Source organism: Acidovorax sp. SUPP1855 (assembly GCF_030158955.1).
Lineage (GTDB): Bacteria > Pseudomonadota > Gammaproteobacteria > Burkholderiales > Burkholderiaceae_C > Paracidovorax.
Window position 1 is genome coordinate 1 of record NZ_BQXI01000009.1, and the last position, 17,234, is coordinate 17,234.

Genomic DNA, 17,234 nt, shown 5'->3' on the forward strand with positions numbered 1-17,234 from the left:
GGGTCCACCGCCTGGCGCACGAGCTGGCCCTTGGCGTCGTAGCTGAACTGGGTGGTCACGCCCTGGGCGTCGGTCACGCTCAGGGCATTGCCCAGCGCGTCGTAGGTGTAGGTGGTGACCAGGTTCAGGCCCGCAGGGTCCACCGTGCGCGACAGCACGCGGTTGGCCGCGTCGTACGCGAGCACCGTTCGCACGCCATTGGCGTCCGTCGTCTCCACCAGCCGGCCCAGCGCGTCGTATCGGCCCGCCGTGCGGGTCAAGGGCGTCGTCGTGCCGGTCTGGTTGCCATCCGCGTCGTAGGCGTAGCGGGTGGTGCGCTCTTGCGCGCTACCCGCCGCTTCGGTGCGCGAAACGAGGTTGCCGAAGGCGTCGTATCCCAGCAGGGTCACGATGCTGGAGGTGCCCGATGCGCCATTGGCCACTGGCGGCGATGCTTCGCGCACCCGCCGGCCCGCCGCGTCGAAGGCGTAGGTCCACGTGGCACCCAGCGCGTTGGTCACGCTGGTTCGGTGTCCCAGCGCGTCGTAGGCGTAGCTCTCCTGGTAGCCCAGCGCATCGGTCTTGCCGGTCAGCCGGCCCGCGCCGTCGTAGCTGTAGCGGGTGTGGCGGTCCTGGGCAGAGGCCGTTCCGGAGACCGAGGCATATTCGATCAGATGGCTCAGTTGCCCTACCCCGTCATATTCTCGTGCGACCACATAGCCTGCGGCGTCCACAGTGCGAGAGATGCGGCCTGCGCCGTCCACGAGTTGCCTGCTGACGCGGTCCTGGCCAGTGCTCTGCACCATGCCCAGCACGCGGGCCAGCGTGATGTCCCGGGGGGCCACCCCCGCCAGGTTGACGGTCTTGGCATATGCCGTGGAGGTGGTGAGGTTCCCGCTGTAGGCGGTCTGGCGGACCGCGCCCAGCGCGTCCACCTCCAGCACCTGCCGATCGGCCTGGTCGTAGGCCCACGACGCTGTGCGGTCGCCCGCCTGCGGGCGCAGCGCCAACGCGATGTTGGCCTGGTCGTAATTGGCAATGGCAGGCGAAAACACCGCGCCGCGCGTCGCCGTGGGGGCCGTGACGAGCGTCGCGTACTCGGTGCGCTGCTTCAGGTTGCCATTGCGGTCGTACACGTTTCCGGTGACCGAACCGCCCGCACCCACCACATAGATCTGACGCCCTGCCGCGTCGTAGACATAGTCGGTCGCCTGATCGCCGCCCGCCGAAGCCACGTCCTGCGGCTGCTGGCCGGTCGTGATCGGCGTGGCGAAACGCAGCGTCTTGACGACATGGCCATCTCCGTCGTAGCGCAACTGCGTGACCGATCCCGTTCCGTCGGCGCTCCAGACCAGGCGGTTGGCCCGGTCGTAGGCGTTCTTTTCCACCACATTGCCCGCAGCGCCCTCCTGGGCGGCGAGCTGGAAGATGAAGGACTCGTCGTACGCATCGGCGCTGACGGTGATGGGCTTGGCATACCGCACCCGTTCCACGACGTTGCCGGCCGCGTCGTAGCGCAGCTTGGTGGCAGCGCCCGTGCCATCGACCGAGACGATCACACGGCCCAAGGCGTCGTAGGCCATGCGCACCCGCTGGTCCTGGGCGTCATTGGCCACAGGCTGCGGATGGGTCCCGGGCGTCCAGCCGCTGGAGCCGCCGATGGTGATCCGGTTGGCGAAGCTGCGCTGCTCCATTACCCTGCCATTGCCGTCGCGCAGATAGATGGTCACCTCGCCAAGGCCCGTCACGACCGACTGCAAATGGTTGTTGGCGTCGTAGGTGCGGTATTCGATCTTGTCGGTGGCAGACGCCACGATGCCCGCGCGCACCTGCGAATCCCAGCTGCCCGGGCCGACCGATGCACCGCCGCTGGCGTACCGGAGCAGCACCGACGTGTCGGCGATGACCTGGCGGTATTCGGTGAGCTTGCTGATACGTCCGAGGGCGTCGTAGGCCGTTTCCCTGACGTTGCCAGCGCCATCGATGGCCAGGGTCTGGCGGTTCTCGTCGTCGTAGAGGTAATAGCTCGTGTTGCCATTGGCATCCACGCTGCTCGTGAGGTTGCCCTGCAGGTCATAGGCGTACGAGCGGGTCAGGTTCAAGCCCGCAGGATCCACCTGTTCCCGCACCCGGCGGCCCAGGCCGTCATAGCTGTAACGGGTCAACGTGCCCTCGGGCCGCGTCACTTCCAGGGTGTGGCCTTGGGCGTCGTAGGCATACCGCGTGGACAGGGCCAGGCCCGCGGGGTCCACCAGTTGCTCGGTGAGCTGGCCCTTGGCGTCGTAGCGCAACTCGGTGACGGTGCCGCCGGGTTGCGTGATGCGGATCTGGCGCCCGAGCGGGTCGTAGGCGAATTGCGTGGCGAGCGACAGCCCGCCCGCATCCACCGTCTGGGTGATGACGCGGTTGGCGGCATCGTATGCGACGGTCGTGCGTGTGCCGTTGGCATCCACGGTTTCCATCAGGCGGCCCGCGCGGTCATAGGACTTGGACGTGGTGACCGTTTCGGTGACGTTGGTGTCGAAGCGCCATGCCTGCGCCGATGCCCCGGTCGGGTTGCCGTCCGCATCGTAGGTGTAGCTGGTCGCGTTGCCGCGGGCATCCGAGACCTGGACCATGTCGCCATGGCGGTTGTAAGTCTGCTTCAGGAGCAGGCCTTCGTCGGTGCTGATGGTGACGGTTCGGTTCTTCGCGTCGTAGGCGTAGGTGGTGGTGTTGCCCTCGGCATTGACCTGCGAAACGATGCGGTTGAACGCGTCATACTTGGTGGTCAGCACGGCCCACAGCGCGTTGGTGCTGGAGACTTCCCGGCCCAGCTTGTCGAAAGTCCGCGTGCGCACCCGGCCCAGCGCGTCCGTGGCGCTGATCTGGTTGCCGAAGGCGTCGTATTTGTAAGCGGTGACGGCGGCCAGCGCCCCCGCATCCCGGGTCTGGCCCGCCACCAGGCCGCGCCGGTCGTACCGGGTCTGCAAGACCGTATTGGGCGTGGACACCCCGGTGGGCTCGGTCCGCTGCGTTTCCTCGCGGAAGGCGTTGTAGACGTAATTCGTGGCGAAGCCGAGCGCATCTGTCGTGCTGGCCAGGGTGCCGGTCGCGTTGTAGGTGGAGCGGGTGATCTGATCAAGCGCGGGATTGGCCGCGGCCTGCAGCAGCGACAGGAGCTTGGCGTTGACCAGCCCGCCGGCTTGCGATCCGGTCAGCTCACCCGGGTTGATGCGCGTGCCATAGCGCACCTGCGCAGTGGCCTGGCCCAGGGCGCTGTAACGGGTCTCGGTGACTTCTCCCAGCGCATTGACGGTGTGCGTGAGCTGGCCCGCCGTGTTGTAGAAGAAAAGCGTGCGCAGGCCGTTGGCATCGGTGGTGCTGGTCCTGCGGCCGGCCCGATCGTAGGTGTGCGTTTTGGCGTAGCTGTTCCAGACGGCGTCGATCTGCGCCTGGGTCTGCGCCGACGCCAGTTGCCGTGCCCCTTCGGCCGACAGCTCCGCCAGCAGCCGACCCTGCGAGTCGTATCGGCTGACCCGGGCGCGTGCCTCGCTGCCGGTCGCGACCGTGGTGCGGATGCGGTTGCCAGCGGCGTCGTAGGCATGCTCCGTGCGCGTTCCCTGATAGTCGGTCTCGGCGGCCAGGCGCCCGAGTGCGTCGTATTCGGACAGGCGAACCTGATCCTGCCCCGAGGCCGCAGGACGCAACTGCGCCACCGGGGTCGCGCTGGTGATCGACGACACCACGGCGGCCTTCAGCGCCGTTGCATAGCGCGTCTGCTTCGTGGCATTGCCATTGGCGTCGTACTCGAACGTGGTCAGGTAGCTCGCGCCATCCACCAAGGCCACGAGCTGGTGCTTCTCGTCATAGACCCGGCGCTCGACGATGTCCTGGCTGTTGGTCGCGGGCTTCAGGTCCTGCAGCGTGCCGCTGGCGCGCTTGGCTGCATCGGTCAGCTTGGCGAACCGGGTGGTGGACGCCAGCCTGCCGGCCGCGTCGTATGCGTTGAGCAGCAGATACCCCTCGGCATCCAGCGTGCCGGTGCGCAACCCGTCGGCGTCGTAGAAGTAGCGGGTGACGCGGTCGGCCGCCGCATCGGCCACGGGGCTGACGGCGCTGCCCGCCGGCGTGCCGCCGAGCGAGGCCACGGCCACCGTCTTGGCATATTGGCGGGTCGTGACCAGCCGCGAGGCGCCGTCATAGACGTTCTCGGTCACGCTGCCATCGCTGCCGACGGTTTTCCAGAGCCGGCCAGCGCCGTCGTAGATTCTCCACTCGGTCCGGTCGGACGGCGCGCCGGCAGGGCGCAGCGCAGCCACGGCGATGTCGGCCAGGCTGCCATCGCCCGCCGTGAGCAAACGCGTGTCGACAGGGGTAGCGTAGGCAATGGTGCGCGTGAGTTGCCCCGATCCGTTGTAGATGTACTCCCGCAATTCGCCCGCCGCGCCCACATCGGCGGTCTTCCTGCCGGCATCGTCGTACAGCATCCACGATTTGACGCCCGTCGCGTCTTGGCTGAGCCGGAGGCGGCCCAGGGCGTCGTACACGAACGTGCTGGTGCCAAGGTCCGCAGCCGTTGCGTCGGAGCGCTGAAGGCTGACGAGGCGCCCGGCCCGGTCGTACGTCCGGGTCTCCTGCAGGCCGTTGACCGCCTGGGTGACGATCCGCGCACCTGCGTCGTCATAAAGGGTGGATGCCAGTTGCCCCAGGCCGTCGGTGGTGGACAGCAGCCGGCCCATTCCGTCATAGGCATAGGCCGTCGTCGCGCCCTTGCCGTCGATGGTCTGGATCAGACGGCCCGCGGGGTCGTAGACCTGCCGGACCACGGTGCTGCCGGCGGCCACGCCATTGCCGGAGGCATCGGTTGCCGAATAGGTGGTCGACGTCTGCACCTGGCCCCGGAAATCCAATACATAGTCCGTGCGCCGCACCTGCTGCAGGTTCTGCTGCCCCGCCCAGGAGGCGACCGTGGCCGCGGTCGGCACGGCGTCACGGGCCAGTCCGGCCACCGCGTAGGCCGATGCATGGTGCTGCAGCACCGCGACCACCTCGCCATAGGCGTTGCGGCGGTATTCGGTGACGCGGCCCTCCGCGCTGATCACGAAACGCAGGTTGGTGCCGTTGGCATCGTCGTACATATAGCGCGTCGTGAGTGCCCCCGAGGGCTGCCCCGCACCATCGCCGTCGGGATCCGGCTGGGTGTAGACCGTCTCCGTGAGCAGTTGATTCACCGCGTTGTAGGTGCGGGCCACCGTATTGCCCAAGGCATCGCGCTGCAAGACCTGATTGCCCCGCGCGTCGTAGGCCATGAACACCGCGCGCCCGTCCGCATCGGTCGTGCGGATCAGATCGCCAGTGGCGTTGTATTCGAATCGCTGAACCAGCGGTGCGCCCCCCGTGCCCGGCGAGGCGATGCTGAGCAACTGCCCTTTGGCGTCATAGGCATAGGAAGCGTTCTTGCCCGCAGGGTCGGTGACCTGCGTGGTGCGCGCGGCGGTGTCGTAGCTGAACCGGTAGGTCTGGCCCAGGGCGTCGCGCAGCGAGGCGACCTTGTAATCCGCACCCACCTGCACGTATTGGATGGCCAGCTGCGTTCCATCGCTCTGGCTGACGGTGGCCACCCGGTTGCTGTCGCCGTCGTAGGTGTAGCTGGTGCGGTAGACCTTGCCGTCGGCCGTGGAGCCGTCCGCAGGCGTGAGGTCCACCGTGACACTGGCCAGGCGATTGCGCGCATCGTAGGCATAGCTGGTGCGAACGGTGGTGGCGTCTTGCCGGTCTGCCACGCGCACGCGCATCAGCAGTCCCCCTGCGTAGTCGTATACGACCGATTCCCCGCTCGCATTGACGACCTTCGCGATGTTGCCGTCCGAGCCATAGGTGTAGGTCGTCGTGTTGCCGTTGGCATCCACGGTCTTGTCGAGGCGGCCCGTGTCCGCGGCGTAGTAGTCCCGGGTCTGCGTCTGGCCATCCGTCCAGATGAAGCCGGAGCCGGTCGACTCGATGCGGTCATAGGCCCCCGCGCCATCGGTGCCGACATACCGACTGGAGGCCGCGTCCCAGGTGAAGAGTGCGCCCCCGCCATCGCGGCCGATGAGCGTGATCGTGCTGCCCTGCTGGCCCGCCTGCCCAGCCAGCACCAGTTGTCGGCGATAGAAACCGGTGCTCCAGTTGTCCGCGTTGTCGTCGTTGAGCAGGCCCTGGCTGTTGTAGGTGCGGACGGCCTGGTAGCTGCCCCCGTGCGCCACCAACTGATCGTCGGTGCCGGAAATCACCAGATTGCCGGTGGCCACATTGACAAAAACCTGCTCGTTGCCACGCCCCTGGGAGGCATTGCCCTGAGAAGCCCGCTGACCCAACGTGGCCAAGGAACTGTTGCCGAACCCAAGACTGTTGCCGCTGACGATACCGACCATCTCTACCCCTCGTTCGATGTTTAACCGGGGCAGGTCCAGTGACTAAGACGCCCCATCTCAACAACTCATCCATCGGAATGGAAAACCGTTGAGCGAAAGACCGACTAAATCGAGTGGGTATTAGGTGCAAGGGGAAATGAGGTGGGCCGATGCAAGGGCCCATTCGGCATTGCGCCTGTTTCCTACACCCCCGCCTGGCGCGCCCCTGCTACCTTGCCATCCACCCCAGGCACCAGCAACAACCGACCGTGGCGAACCCCCTCCACCCGCCCATCCGACAACGCCGCCACGCCGGCCGCCGAGCGACAGGGTGTGCCTGACCCGACCCCATGACCCGCACCCCCACCACCCCCGACGCCCTGGCGCTGTATGAACAAAAGCGCGACTTCTCGATCACCCCCGAGCCGCGCGGAGGGGCCGAGGCGACCGCCGATGCGCTGCGCTACGTGATCCACAAGCACTGGGCCACCCGGCTGCACTACGACCTGCGCCTGGAGCTGGAGGGCACCATGAAAAGCTGGGCCGTGCCCAAGGGGCCCAGCTTCGATCCGGCCGACAAGCGCATGGCGGTGCAGGTGGAGGACCACCCGATCGCCTACAACCAGTTCGAAGGGCAGATTCCGGCGCGGCAGTACGGGGCGGGCAAGGTCATCATCTGGGACAAGGGCTACTGGGTGCCGCTGGAAGATCCGGTGAAGGGCTACCGGGCCGGCAAGCTCAAGTTCGAGATCCACGGCCACAAGCTGCAGGGGCGGTGGACGCTGGTGCGAATGCGTTCCCGGGGGGCCAAGGAGGAGCGGCAGCCCGCATGGCTGCTGATCAAGGAGCACGACGGACTGGAGCGCCCGGCGGCCGAGTTCGACGTGGTGCAAGACATGCCCGACAGCGTGAGCGCCCTGCCCGATCTGCCGGGCGTGCCAGGCCAGGCGCCTCGGCCTGGCAAGGCGCGGGCAACGAAGACCGCCCGAGGCGCCAAAGCCGCCCCAGCGGTCAAGGCCCCGTTGCCAGCCGAGCTCAAACCCCAGCTCGCCACGCTGGTCCAGGGCCCGCCGCCCGATCTGGCCGACTGGCTGTTCGAACTCAAGTTCGACGGCTACCGGCTGCTTGCGCGCATCGACCATGGCAAGGTGCGGCTGTTCACCCGCAATGGCAACGACTGGGCCCACAAGATGCCCGACCTCGTGACGGCCCTGAAGGCGCTTCCCATCGACAGCGGCTGGATCGATGGCGAGATCGTGGTGATGGACCGCCAGGGCATGCCGGACTTCCAGGCGCTGCAGAACGCGTTCGAGAACGGCACCGCGGCAGGGCTGGTGTTCTACGCGTTCGACCTGCCCTTCGTGAACGGGGCGGACCTGCGCGCGCTGCCCGTCACCGACCGCCACGAGGCCCTGCGCGCCATCCTTCCCGAGGGCGAGGGCCAGACGGTGCGCTTCAGCGAGGCCTTCGATGCAGCCCCGGGCCAGCTCATCGCATCGGCGTGCCGGCTCGGCTTCGAAGGGGTGATCGGCAAGCGCAGGAGCGCGCCGTATGTCTCGCAACGCTCGGCGGACTGGATCAAGCTCAAATGCGGCCAGCGCCAGGAGTTCGTGATCGGCGGCTACACCGAGCCCAGGGGCACGCGCACCGGCATCGGCGCGCTGCTGCTGGGCGTGCAGGACGAAGACGGGAGCCTGCGCTACGTGGGCAATGTCGGCACCGGGTTCAACGAGCGCAGCCTGGCGCAGTTGCGCGAGCGCCTGGAGGCGCTGACGACCTCCAAGAGCCCGTTCGCCAACGCGGCCCGGGGCGCGGCCAAGGTGCATTGGGTGCGGCCGCAATTGCTGGCGGAGGTGGCCTTCGCCAGTTGGACGCACAGCGAACGCATCCGCCACGCCGTGTTCCGCGGCCTGCGGGACGACAAGCCCGCCAAGGACATCGTGCACGAGCGCCCTCTTCCCGCCAAGGCGCTGGCCAAGTCCGCCACGCGCGCCAAGCCCTCGCCCGCGCGAGCGGACACCCTGCGAGTGACCCACGCCGACCGCGTCATCGACCCGGAATCGGGCACCACCAAGATCGACCTCGTGCGCTACTACGCGCTGGTGGCGCCGCTGATGATGGAGCACCTGCACCAGCGACCGGTCTCGCTGGTGCGGGCGCCGGCCGGTGTCGGTGGCGAGCTGTTCTTTCAGCGCCACCAGGAGCAAGGCAGCCTGCAGGGCGTGCAGCCGCTCAAGGCCTCGCTCTACCCCGGCCATCCGCCGCTGCTGGAGGTGGTGTGGCCGCAGGGCCTGCTGGCCGCTGCGCAGATGAACACGGTGGAGTTCCACACCTGGAATGCCCGCAAGGACCGCATCGACCGGCCCGACCGCATGACGTTCGACCTCGATCCCGGCGAGGGCCTGGCCTGGGAACGCATGCAGGAGGCGGCCACCCTGATGCGCGTGATGCTCACCGAACTCGGCCTGCCGTCGTTCCTCAAGACCAGCGGCGGCAAGGGCCTGCACGTGGTGGTGCCCATCCAGCGGCGGCACGACTGGGATACGGTCAAGGCGTTTTCGCAAGCCATCGTGCAGCACATGGCCCGCACCATTCCGGCCCTGTTCGTGGCCAAGAGCGGGCCCCGCAACCGCGTGGGCAAGGTGTTCGTGGACTATTTGCGCAACGGATTGAGCGCCACCACGGTCTGCGCCTGGTCGGCGCGCTCGCGGCCTGGCCTGGGCATCTCGGTGCCGCTGGCCTGGAAGGAGCTGGAAACCCTGACGGGCAGTGCAGAGTGGACCGTGCGCAATGTGGACGAGCGGCTGCGCACCGGCAACTCCCCCTGGGAGGGCTATGCCGGCGCGGCGGTGTCGATCGCGGGCGCCATGCGCCTGCTGCAGTTCACGCCGAAGGCGTGAGCGGCGGCCGCGCGGCGGCGGCGGCAGGGCCGGTCAGGCCTGCAGTGGCAGTTCGTCCGTTTCGGTGCGGGTGGTGCGGTGGCCCTTCAACCCGAGCTTGGCCAGCAGCTTCACATCGGCCTCGCCCTCGGGGTTGCCGGTGACCAGCAGCTTGTCGCCATAGAAGATCGAATTGGCGCCCGCCATGAAGCACAGCGCCTGCACGGCATCGCCCATCTGCTGGCGGCCGGCCGACAGGCGCACGCGGGCCTTGGGCATGGTGATGCGCGCCACGGCGATCACCCGCACGAAGTCCAGCGGGTCCACCGGCTCGCTGTCGGCCAGCGGGGTGCCGGGCACGCGCACCAGGCTGTTGATGGGCACCGACTCGGGGTACGGGTTCAGGTTGGCGAGCTGGGCAAGCAGGCCGGCGCGGTGCACCGGCGCCTCGCCCATCCCCACTATGCCGCCGCAGCACACGCTGATGCCGGCGCCGCGCACGTGCTGCAGGGTGTCGAGCCGGTCCTGGTAGGCGCGGGTGCTGACCACGTCGGTGTAGTACTCGGGCGCGGTGTCCAGGTTGTGGTTGTAGTAGTCGAGTCCGGCGTCTTTCAGCGCCTTCGCCTGGTGGGACTCGAGCATGCCCAGCGTGGCGCAGGTCTGCATGCCCAGCCCTTTGACGGCGCCGATCAGCTCGCTCACTTTTTCGATGTCCCGGTCCTTGGGGGCGCGCCAGGCGGCGCCCATGCAAAAGCGGGTGGCACCGGCGTCCTTGGCGGCCTGGGCCGCGGCCGTGACTTCCTGCACGCTCATCAGCTTCTCGGCTTTCACGCCGGTGTCGAACTCGGCCGACTGCGGGCAATAGCCGCAGTTTTCGGGGCAGCCACCGGTCTTCACCGACAGCAGCGTGGCCAGTTCGATGTCACCGGCAGGCCAGTGCTCGCGGTGCACGGTCTGGGCCTGGAACATCAGGTCCATGAACGGCTTGTCCAGCAGCGCCTGGATGGCCTCAACGGACCAGGGCCCGGCAGGCACCTGCGCGACTGGCGGGCGGCGGTGCAGTTGCACGGCTTGCGCCGCGGCGGGGGTGGGTTGGACAGCGGTGGTTGGCATGGTGGGCGGGCCCTTTCTCGTCTGGTTTTTCGGCAGTCCGGCATCTGGCCGGTCGTGGCAGGCGCAGATTCTGGCGGAGCCGGCGGCGCAAATCCAGATCCAGGCCTCACAAACCCGAGCGAGATGGAGTGCCGTTATCTGCAGTCAACGGCCGGCCACCGATCGGGCTTTTTAAGCGAGGTTGCGCGACATTGCCTGCACGATCGCACAGGCGCGAAACCCGTGTCGCCTTCTGTCGCGAAACCATGGCCATCTTTCCGAAAATACCTCGCCCCACAGCGCAGCCATGCCCGGAGTTGCGTGCAGTTGGCGCCAGTGCCGCTGGAGGGCGGCAAGCAATGCCTGCCGATTCGTCAGCCCAGCGCCGCGATCACGTCTTTGGGGGCCTGCACCAGCTCGATGAGCACCCCCTCGCCCGCGATCGGAAACTCCGCGCTGGATTTGGGGTGCAGAAAGGTGATGTCGTGCCCCGCCGCACCTTGGCGGATGCCACCGGGCGCGAAGCGCACCCCCTGGGCCGTGAGCCATTCCACCGCGCGCGGCAGGTCGTCGATCCACAGGCCGATGTGGTTGAGCGGCGTGGTGTGCACGGCAGGCTTCTTGTCCACGTCCAGCGGCTGCATCAGGTCCACCTCCACCGCATGCGCGCCCCGGCCCATGGCCAGGATGTCTTCGTCGACGTTTTCGCGCTCGCTGCGGAAGGTGCCGGTCTGTTCGAGGCCCAGCATGTCCACCCACAGCGCCTTCATGCGCTCCTTGTCGGTGCCGCCGATGGCGACTTGCTGGATGCCGAGGACCTTGAACGGGCGTGCGGTGATGGGATTTGCCATGCGGATTCCAAAAAACGGTTTACTATGATTTTTATAGCAATATGCCCTAGTGGAATATGCGCCGCAGGCCAAAATGGGCCTTATCCACAGCGTGCCACCCCCAGGCATGCGCCACGCGGTGCCGGCCGGTTCGGGCCCTGCCCACCCCGCCCGCGACACCGCGCACGAAGATCACTGGAATTCCAGGATCACCTGGTCCACCGCCAGCGACTCGCCCTTGCCGGCGACCACCTTGCCCACGATGCTGTCCTGGGTGGCGAACAGGATGTTCTCCATCTTCATGGCCTCGATCACCGCGAGCTTTTCGCCGGCCTGCACCGCCTGGCCCGGCTGCACCGCCACGTCGACCAGCAGCCCGGGCATGGGCGATAGCAGGAACTTGCTCAGGTCCGGCGGCGCCTTGTACGGCATGAACTGGTGCAGGCGAGCGCCGAGGGGCGACAGCACGATGGCATCGATCTGCGTGCCGTTGTGCGAGATGCGCAGCGCCAGCGGACTGCGCGGCGTGCCGCGCTCGACCTGCGCGGTGAAGCCCGCGCCGTTGCACTGGCCCTGCACGCGGATCTGGCCCAGCGTGGCCGCGCTGCCGATCTGGTAGCTCTTGCCGCCCACCGACACGGCGCTGGAGCCCAAGCTGCCCTGGAAGTCCGTCACCGACACCGCGTGGTGCTCGTTGCGGCCTTCGTGCCCCATCACCACCACCACGAACTGCTCGCCCACCTTCACGTTGTGGCCGGCCAGCTGCCCGCTGATGCCCGAGGCACGCGCGCGGTAGCGGCGGTTCATGTAGGCCGCCAGCGCCACCAAAAACAGCGGATCGTCGTGCGGCACGTCCTGCGAGGCAAAGCCCTGGCTGTAGTTCTCGGCGATGAAGCCGGTGTTGAAGTCGCCCGCCACGAAACGTGGATGGGCCAGCAGCGCAGCCTGGAACGGGATGTTGCTGCCCACGCCGCGGATCACGAACCCGTTGAGCGCGGCGCGCATCTTGTGGATGGCGTCCTCCCGGTCCTGGCCGTGCACGATGAGCTTGGCGATCATCGAGTCGTAATACATGGGGATCTCGCCGCCCTCGTACACGCCCGTGTCCACCCGCACGCCCAGCTTTTTGGTGGTGTCGGCCTGGAACATCGACTCCTCGGGCGGCTGAAATCGCACCAGGCGGCCGGTGGAGGGCAGAAAGTTGCGGAACGGGTCTTCGGCGTTGATGCGGCACTCGATGGCCCAGCCATCGCGCCGGACGTCGGCCTGGGTGAGCGGCAGCGGTTCGCCGGCCGCCACACGGATCATCAGCTCGACCAGGTCCAGGCCGGTGATGCATTCCGTCACCGGGTGCTCCACCTGCAGGCGCGTGTTCATCTCCAGGAAGTAGAAGTCCTGGTCCTTGCCGACCACGAACTCCACCGTGCCAGCGCTCTGGTAGTTCACCGCCTTGGCCAGGGCCACGGCCTGCTCGCCCATGGCCTTGCGCGTCGCGTCGGAGATGAAGGGGGACGGCGCCTCCTCGATCACCTTCTGGTGGCGGCGCTGGATGGAGCATTCGCGCTCGTTCAGGTAGATCACGTTGCCCTGGCTGTCGCCCAGCACCTGGATCTCGATGTGGCGCGGCTCCTGCACGAACTTCTCGATGAAGATGCGGTCGTCGCCGAAGCTGTTGCGCGCCTCGTTGCGGCACGAGGTGAAGCCCTCCAGCGCCTCCTTGTCGTTGTAGGCCACGCGCAGGCCCTTGCCGCCACCGCCGGCGGACGCCTTGATCATCACGGGGTAGCCGATGTCGCAGGCGATCTCCACCGCGCGCTCGGCCGATTCGATGGCGTCGTTCCAGCCCGGAATGGTGCTGACCTGCGCCTCGTTCGCCAGTTTCTTGGAGGCGATCTTGTCGCCCATGGCGCCGATGGAATGGTGCTTGGGACCGATGAAGACGATGCCCTCCTCCTCCACGCGCTTGGCGAAGGCTTCGTTTTCCGACAGGAAGCCGTAGCCCGGGTGCACGGCCTGCGCCCCAGTCTGCTTGCAGGCGGCGATGATGCGGTCGGCCTGCAGGTAGCTCTCGCGGCTGGGCGCCGCCCCGATGTGCACGGCCTCGTCGGCAAGCTTGACGTGGCGCGCCTCCTTGTCCGCATCGGAATACACCGCCACGGTGGCGATGCCCATCTTCTTGGCGGTGGCGATGACCCGGCACGCGATTTCGCCCCGGTTGGCGATCAGGATTTTGGTGAACATGGTGTTGGGGAGTGGAGGTGTTCTAACGGGCGGTGTCTTGCGTCTTTTTCGTCTGTCTGTCTCGCGGGACGGGGCTCATGCGTGCCGGTCGATGGCCGGGCTCATGTCTTCCATCCAGAGCACGTTGTCCGAGTACGACTGCAGGTCGGGCGAGAGGTTGGAGGTGGAGCCCGAGACCCACACCTCCTTGTGCAGCTCGGACTTCACGTAGGAGATGGCGTCTTCGAAGTCCCCGTCGCCGGCGGAGAGAATCAGCCGGTCGTACACGTTCTGGGCCGCCAGCTTGATGATCAGCGTGGCGATGCCCACGTCCACGCCCTTTTGCACCGACCGGTCGAACTGGTGGCTGCAGTTGGGGCAGTTGGCGTGCATGCGCTTGAGCTTGTAGAGCTGCACCCGGAACTTCGGCCCGATGGGCGGCGCGGTCTTGATCCAGGAGTGGAACGCGTTCTGGGCATCGGTGGATGGATCGCTCGCCGAGTTCAGGTAGTAGCTCTCATGGATCGGCCCGCCGTTCAGGCGGGTGATCTCGTTCTTGAGCTTCAGGTAGTCGAAGGGCCGGCCCTTGCCGTAGTTGAAGAGGTAGGCGCCATCGACGATCCAGACGGTTTTCATGGGGCGTGCATCGCTCACAGCGGAATGTTCCCGTGCTTGCGCCAGGGGTTCTCCAGCTTCTTGCCCTGCAGCATCACCAGGCTGCGGCAGATGCGCTTGCGCGTCTCGTGCGGCAGGATCACATCGTCGATGAAGCCGCGCGCGCTGGCCACGAAGGGGTTGGCAAAGCGCTGCTTGTATTCGGCCTCGCGGGCGGCGAGCTTGGCGGGGTCGTTCTTGTCCTCGCGGAAGATGATTTCCACCGCGCCCTTGGCGCCCATCACCGCGATCTCGGCGTTGGGCCACGCCAGGTTGACGTCGCCGCGCAGGTGCTTGGAGCTCATCACGTCGTAGGCGCCGCCGTAGGCCTTGCGGGTGATGACGGTGATCTTGGGCACGGTGCACTCGGCATACGCATACAGCAGCTTGGCGCCGTGCTTGATGATGCCGCCGTACTCCTGCGACGTGCCGGGCATGAAGCCGGGCACGTCCACGAAGGTGACCACGGGGATGTTGAACGCGTCGCAGAACCGCACGAAGCGCGCGGCCTTGATGCTGCTCTTGATGTCCAGGCAGCCGGCCAGCACCAGCGGCTGGTTGGCGACGATGCCCACGGTCTGACCCTCCATGCGCGCCAGCCCGATGACGATGTTCCTGGCGTAGTCGGGCTGCAGTTCGAAGAAGTCGCCGTCGTCCACCACCTTGGTGATCAGCTCCTTCATGTCGTAGGGCTTGTTGGGGTTCTCGGGCACCAGGGTGTCGAGGCTGCGGTCCATGCGGTCGGCCGGGTCGTTGCTCGGTCGCACGGGCGGCTTTTCGCGGTTGTTCAGCGGCAGGTAGTTGTACAGGCGGCGCAGCATCATCAGCGCCTCGACGTCGTTCTCGAACGCCATGTCGGCCACGCCGCTGCGGGTGGTGTGGGTGCCGGCGCCGCCCAGCTCCTCGGCCGTGACTTCCTCGTGGGTGACCGTCTTGACCACCTCGGGGCCGGTCACGAACATGTAGCTGCTGTCCTTGACCATGAAGATGAAGTCGGTCATGGCGGGCGAGTACACAGCGCCGCCAGCGCAAGGGCCCATGATCATGCTGATCTGCGGGATCACGCCGCTGGCCAGCACGTTCTTCTGGAACACGTCGGCATAGCCGCCGAGCGAGGCCACGCCTTCCTGGATGCGCGCGCCGCCCGAATCGTTGAGCCCGATCACCGGCGCACCCACCTTCATGGCCTGGTCCATCACCTTGCAGATCTTCTCGGCATGCGTTTCCGACAGCGCACCGCCGAACACGGTGAAGTCCTGGCTGAAGACGAAGACGAGGCGGCCGTTGATCATGCCGTAGCCGGTCACCACGCCGTCGCCGGGAATCTTCTGGCCTTCCATGCCGAAGTCGGTGCAGCGGTGCTCCACGAACATGTCCCATTCCTCGAACGTGCCGTCGTCCAGCAGCAGCTCGATGCGCTCGCGCGCGGTGAGCTTGCCCTTCTTGTGCTGCGCGTCGATGCGCTTTTGACCGCCGCCCTGGCGGGCGAGTTGGCGCTTTTGCTCCAGTTGTTCGAGGATGTCTTGCATGGGTCGCTCTTTCGGTGGTGATTCTTTTGCTATTTATTTAATAGCGGTATGCCGGGAGTTTTCTTGTGCTGCGAGCAGATTCCGTGCGGCAGTGGACGCGGCGATGCGCCCGGCCGCCACGTCCGCCTGCAGCGTGGGCAGCAGTGCCCGCACCTCGGGGTGCTGGCGGAACGCATGCCGCAGGCCCGCCTCGATGCGTTCCCACATCCAGGCCAGTGCCTGCCTTTCGCGGCGGCGGGCGAGCCGGCCGCTGGCGGTCTGCAGTTGGCGGAACTGGCTGACGGCGGCCCAGAAGGCCTGCAGGCCCTGGCCCTGCAGCGCGCTGATCTGCAGCACCTTGGGTTGCCAGGGGGCGGCATCGGCCTGGGCGGGGGCCGGTTCGCTTTCTGCCGGCACCGCGCCGTGGCCCGCTGTCGGCGCATGGCGGGGGTGGCCCAGCGAGCGCTCGGGGTTGCCGTGCTGGCTCAGCAGCCGCAGGCTGGAGGTGATCTGCGCCTCGGCGCGGGTGGCGGCGTGCGGGTCGATATCGGCCTTGTTGATGACGACCAGGTCGGCGATCTCCATCACGCCCTTCTTGATGGCCTGCAGGTCGTCGCCCGCGTTGGGCAGCTGCAGCAGCACGAACATGTCCGTCATGCCCGCCACGGCGATCTCGCTCTGGCCCACGCCAACGGTCTCCACCATGACGATGTCGTAGCCGGCGGCCTCGCATACCAGCATGGCCTCGCGCGTCTTCTCGGCCACGCCGCCCAGGGTGCCGCTGGACGGGCTGGGGCGGATGTAGGCCTTCTCGTGCATGGACAGGTGTTCCATGCGGGTCTTGTCGCCCAGGATGGAGCCGCCCGACACGGTGGACGACGGGTCGATGGTGAGCACCGCCACGCGGTGGCCCAGGCCGATCAGGTGCAGGCCCAGCACTTCGATGAAGGTGGATTTGCCCACGCCGGGCACGCCGCTGATCCCCAGGCGAAACGACTGGCCGGTGTGCGGCAGCAAGGCGGTGAGCAGCTCGTCGCCCTGCGCGCGGTGGTCGGCGCGGGTCGACTCCAGCAGCGTGATCGCCTTGGACATGGCCCGGCGCTGCACGGCCTGGGCGCCGTGGAGGATGCCGTCCAGCCAAACGCCGGCCGAAGGTGGCCGATGGGGCGAAGCCCCCGTAGAAGAAGCGGGTGAAGAAGCGGGCGAAGGCAGAGGCGCGCTCATTCGGCACCCTCCTCGGGCCGCCACTCGTAGTGCACGTCCACGTCTTCCTCGCCGGTCTGCACGAAGCCGTGGCGCTGGTAGAAGCGGTTGGCATCGCTGCGCTGCAGCGCGGTCACGCGCAGCACGGCGCCTTCGCGGCGCGCGCGGTCCTGCACCTGGGCCAGCACGGCGGCGCCCACACCGGCGCCCTGCCAGTCCGGGTGCAGGTACAGGTGCTGCAGCCGCAGCGCCCGGTCGCCCTCGGGCAGCACGGTGACGAAGCCCATGCGCCGCCCGTCGGGTGCGACCAGGTGCTGCATGTGCTCGGGGGTGAAAGCCGCGCGCAGCCGTTCGCGCGAACGCTCGGGCGTGTAGCGGCCCACACGCTCCAGGCTCTCGCGCATGGCCGCGGTGCGCAGCGCCAGCATGGGCTCGAAGTCCGCTTCGGCCACCGGATGCCAGGTGAACGCGGGGGCGGTCAACGCGGCACCTCCA

General features: G+C 67.5%; 8 protein-coding genes and 1 pseudogene. 1 reads left to right on the top strand and 8 read right to left on the bottom strand.

Features of this window, described 5'->3' with window-relative positions:
* Positions 1 to 6,374 (bottom strand): RHS repeat protein (locus AVMA1855_RS09870; protein ID WP_284425576.1); only part of this gene is annotated, 6,374 nt, incomplete at its 3' end.
* 312 nt (positions 6,375 to 6,686) lie between these two features.
* On the opposite strand from AVMA1855_RS09870, the pseudogene ligD reads away from it, so the two are divergent.
* Positions 6,687 to 9,253: pseudogene (ligD, locus tag AVMA1855_RS09875) on the top strand (DNA ligase D).
* A 33-nt stretch (positions 9,254 to 9,286) separates the two neighbouring features.
* On the opposite strand, the gene bioB reads toward ligD, so the two are convergent.
* The 7 genes from bioB to AVMA1855_RS09910 all read right to left on the bottom strand — a co-directional run bounded on the left by bioB (position 9,287) and on the right by AVMA1855_RS09910 (position 17,221).
* Positions 9,287 to 10,345, bottom strand: coding sequence for a biotin synthase BioB (gene bioB, locus AVMA1855_RS09880; RefSeq protein ID WP_284425578.1), 1,059 nt, complete (start codon positions 10,343 to 10,345; stop codon positions 9,287 to 9,289).
* 353 nt (positions 10,346 to 10,698) lie between these two features.
* The gene (locus AVMA1855_RS09885) at positions 10,699 to 11,175 is read right to left on the bottom strand and encodes a VOC family protein (protein ID WP_284399723.1); all 477 of its coding nucleotides are present in this window, start codon (positions 11,173 to 11,175) and stop codon (positions 10,699 to 10,701) included.
* A 171-nt stretch (positions 11,176 to 11,346) separates the two neighbouring features.
* A complete protein-coding gene (locus AVMA1855_RS09890; RefSeq protein ID WP_284425579.1) occupies positions 11,347 to 13,395 on the bottom strand; it encodes an acetyl-CoA carboxylase biotin carboxylase subunit in 2,049 nt (682 codons plus the stop codon).
* A 75-nt stretch (positions 13,396 to 13,470) separates the two neighbouring features.
* Positions 13,471 to 14,010: an NYN domain-containing protein gene (locus AVMA1855_RS09895; RefSeq protein WP_272569491.1), complete on the bottom strand. Its 540-nt coding sequence runs from the start codon at positions 14,008 to 14,010 to the stop codon at positions 13,471 to 13,473.
* A 14-nt stretch (positions 14,011 to 14,024) separates the two neighbouring features.
* Positions 14,025 to 15,557 (bottom strand): acyl-CoA carboxylase subunit beta, encoded by a 1,533-nt coding sequence (locus AVMA1855_RS09900; protein ID WP_272569492.1) that lies wholly within the window; start codon positions 15,555 to 15,557, stop codon positions 14,025 to 14,027.
* Between the two features lie 33 nt (positions 15,558 to 15,590).
* The gene (gene meaB, locus AVMA1855_RS09905) at positions 15,591 to 16,760 is read right to left on the bottom strand and encodes a methylmalonyl Co-A mutase-associated GTPase MeaB (RefSeq protein ID WP_502870305.1); all 1,170 of its coding nucleotides are present in this window, start codon (positions 16,758 to 16,760) and stop codon (positions 15,591 to 15,593) included.
* Entirely contained in the window at positions 16,757 to 17,221 is a 465-nt protein-coding gene (locus tag AVMA1855_RS09910; RefSeq protein ID WP_349817099.1) for a GNAT family N-acetyltransferase, read from the bottom strand. Before AVMA1855_RS09910 ends, meaB begins: the two co-directional genes overlap by 4 nt.
* Positions 17,222 to 17,234 lie beyond the last annotated feature (13 nt).